At 68.4% G+C, this 3,012-nt stretch carries 3 protein-coding genes and 1 pseudogene; 1 reads left to right on the top strand and 3 read right to left on the bottom strand.

The window, feature by feature from the left end; translation table 11 throughout:
• Nucleotides 1-130 precede the first annotated feature (130 nt).
• Nucleotides 131-1,207, top strand: a complete 1,077-nt coding sequence (locus ACFYTE_RS42260) for an ABC transporter substrate-binding protein (protein WP_388722632.1) — start codon at nt 131-133, stop codon at nt 1,205-1,207.
• Between the two features lie 287 nt (nt 1,208-1,494).
• Here the strand turns inward: ACFYTE_RS42260 and ACFYTE_RS42255 are convergent, their stop codons facing one another.
• From ACFYTE_RS42255 to ACFYTE_RS42245, 3 genes and pseudogenes are all read right to left on the bottom strand, one after another.
• Complete coding sequence (locus ACFYTE_RS42255; RefSeq protein WP_388722630.1) at nt 1,495-1,959, bottom strand: tyrosine-type recombinase/integrase; 465 nt, start codon at nt 1,957-1,959, stop codon at nt 1,495-1,497.
• Between the two features lie 575 nt (nt 1,960-2,534).
• A complete protein-coding gene (locus tag ACFYTE_RS42250) occupies nt 2,535-2,813 on the bottom strand; it encodes a hypothetical protein (RefSeq protein ID WP_388722628.1) in 279 nt (92 codons plus the stop codon).
• Nucleotides 2,814-2,928: 115 nt separating this feature from the next.
• A pseudogene (locus ACFYTE_RS42245) lies at nt 2,929-3,012 on the bottom strand (IS5/IS1182 family transposase); the annotation flags it as partial.

The following is a 3,012-nucleotide window of genomic DNA, read 5'->3' as shown; positions in this document are numbered from 1 at the left end:
AAGAACATCGAGCTCGCCGCATAACCCAGAAACCCCGAACCGCCTCAAACCCGACATAGGCGCCTTGACGAACGACATAGAGGCACCCCCCCCCACACACACCAGCCCCACCCTCAGAAAGGGCACCACCATGGCACCAACAGATCCGCTCAGACGCAGAGACTTCCTGCGCCTGGGGACGGCGGCAACCGGCACGCTCGCCACCGGCGGGCTGGCCGGACTGCTGTCCGCGTGCGGCACCTCCCCGTCGTCCGACACACAACTGGTGTACGCCGGGTACGGCGGCAGCTATCAGAGCAGCATGAAGGAGGCCATGTTCGGGCCCTTCGCCAAGCAGGCGGGCCTGACCGTGAAGTACACGGCGGACGCCAACGACGTCTCGAAGCTCAGCGCGATGGCGAAGGCCGACCGCTCCCAGGACGACATAGCCGACGCCCAAGGCCCCGCCCTGGCCCAACTGCGCTCGACCGGGGCGCTGGCGAAGCTGGACACGTCAGTGCTGAACAGCGCCGACCTCGCCAAGCCGGACCTGGCCACCGCGTACAGCGTCCCGTACTACCAGTTCAGCCACAACATCTTCTGGAACGCCGCCAAGATCGACGGGAAGCTGGCTTCCTGGGCGGACGTGTGGGACGTGGAGAAGTTCCCCGGCAAGCGCGGCTTCCAGCGACTGCCGTGGTTCACCCTGGAGATCGCCCTCATCGCCGACGGCGTGGCGATCGAAAAGCTCTACCCGCTGGACGTCGACCGGGCCTTCCAGAGCCTGGACCGGATCAAGCCGCACGCGGTGTTCCTGGACAACAACTCGCTGACCAACGCGGTGTCCACCGGCGAGATCGTCACGGCTGACCTGAACCTCGCCCGGGTCAAGACGATCCAGCAGAGCGGGGTGAAGCTGGAGTACACCTGGAACGAGGCCATGCTCGACGTCGAGCAGCTCGTCGTCCTGCGCGGCGGCCCGAACCCGGACGCGGCCCAGAAGGCCGTCCGCTACTCGCTGCGGCCGCAGACGCAGCTTCGGATCATGAACAAGCTGGGCTACACCCCCACATCGAAGGCCGCCCTGGCCAAGATCCCGGCCGATCAGGCCAAGGACCTACCCGGCACCGAGCAGACGTTGGACCACAGCTTCTACCTGGACTCCGAGTGGTGGATGAAGAACTACGCCGCCGTTTCCGAGCGCTTCCAGAGCTGGCTGAGTTCCTGACCACATGTGAGCGCGCGGGCCTTCCCGAGCGGGTGCCGCATCCCGGGCGGTGTACCTCGCGCCGTTGTGCCCGGCGGCAGCCCGCCGCGCCGCGGGGCCGTGTCGATCCACTCGCCCCCGCCGGACCGGAGACACCCGATCCCCACCAGGTGGCAGCGAGCCTGTCGAAGACCGACGTCAGCTTGTGGCCGGGCAGGAGCGGGACGACACCGACGCCGCTGTCGAGTCCGCACTGCTCCACTTCTCCAGCCCACGCGACGCGGCGGCCATCGGCCTGTGCAGCTCGATCAGGGTCTGGCACATTCCGGCGCTCGTGCTGTCGGACTGGACCAATCCGGATCGATTCGATGGAGCGGTGGCCGACCCTTGGCCTGCACCGCTTCCAGGGCTATGCCCGCCTCCCTCAGCCAGGTCAGGCAGGTGTGCCGTAGCTGATGGCACGTCAACTTCGGCAGGCCCGTCCGTTTCCGGACGCCGTCGAGGATCTCGTCCAGGCCGTCGGCGGACAGCGGCCGGCCCCGAGTCGGCCCGCGCAGCACCACGAAGATCCGGTCGTGCTCGACCGGTGGACGCTCACGGTCCAGGTAGTCGCCGTCCGTGCTGAAGAACTGGGCGGAGACGGGTATCAGGCGCTGGTGGCCGCCCTTGCCCTCGCCGATGAAGACCCGACGCTCGCCCGGTGAGAGGCCACCCAGACGCAGGCCGAGGACCTCGCAGCGGCGCAGTCCGCGCAGCAGCATTGCCAGGACCATGGGCCCGGTCCCGGGCCGTTTTCAGGGCGCCGAGGACCGTCTCGACCTCGCCTGGCACAAGGTCGCGCGGGAGGGTGCGGGGCGTGCGCAGGAGCGGTGCCCCGCGATTGCCGCCGCGGCGGCGGCTGGCCAGACCCGTCGACACCGGGGTGCGATCGATGGCCAGGTCGTCGCGAGTCGTCAGGTAGCCGAACAGCCCGGATACGCTGGCGAGTCGGCGCTTGATGGTCCGGGCCGAAAGACCCGCCTCGCCGTCTTCGAGGCGGACGACCTTCGGGCCTCGCCGCGGCTTCTTCTGCGCGGTGATGAACGCGAAGACGTCCGCGGTGACGACGTCGGCCGGCTCCTTGGGCACCACCGAGAAGAGGACCTTCAGGTCGTAGGCGGTTGCCGGCAGAGTGTTCGGCCGACAGCGTGCCGCCACGAACTCCAAGTAGTCGTCGCCAGGGCGTGCCCGAGCGATGCCGCGGGGTTTCCTGCGGCGTCAACACGTCGTACCAACTGCGGCTGCCAGGCCATGCGAGCTCCTCGACGGGAGGCGTCCCGACCGGGAACACGAAATCGTGGAAGAGTTGTCACCCACATAACCGCCGAGTACGGACAGGGCGTGCACGTGGCCTTCGAAGAACGCCTGCTACCCGCGGGGAGCGGGAGATCCGGTGCACCGCCCGGCCCGAGTAGGCCAGACGGAAGGCGAACAGATAGCACTTCACCCGCTGCCCGGCCAGGTCGACCCAGACCTCCCCGAGGTGCACCTCCGCATCCGCCCCGGGTGCGTTGTGCCGGACCAGGAAGCCCTCGGCCGGCGCCCCGCCCTCCGCGGCGATCGCCCGGCGGCGGGCGGTGTCGGTCACGCCCACATCGGTGTTACCGCCACCGTGTATGCCCACGTCCGCCTCCGCCTCCAGCGTCAAGCCATCGACCTGCTCGGACGAACACTCTGGTGGGACTTCCTGCCGTTAACAGCGGCTAACACAATGAGCTGAGTTGTCGGTGGGTGATGAGGCAGCAGGCGAGTTTGAGGAACGCCTCGTGGATGTCAGCTCGCCGTTC

Source organism: Streptomyces sp. NPDC004629 (genome assembly GCF_042873595.1).
Taxonomy (GTDB): domain Bacteria; phylum Actinomycetota; class Actinomycetes; order Streptomycetales; family Streptomycetaceae; genus Streptomyces.
The sequence above is the reverse complement of the archived record's forward strand: the minus strand, read 5'-3'. Positions and strand labels throughout refer to the sequence as shown.

Coding starts and splice junctions, on each gene's coding strand:
- ACFYTE_RS42260 (WP_388722632.1), top strand. CDS start 131: ATGGCACCAACAGATCCGCTCAGACGCAGAGACTTCCTGCGCCTGGGG.
- ACFYTE_RS42255 (WP_388722630.1), bottom strand. CDS start 1,959: ATGGTCCTGGCAATGCTGCTGCGCGGACTGCGCCGCTGCGAGGTCCTC.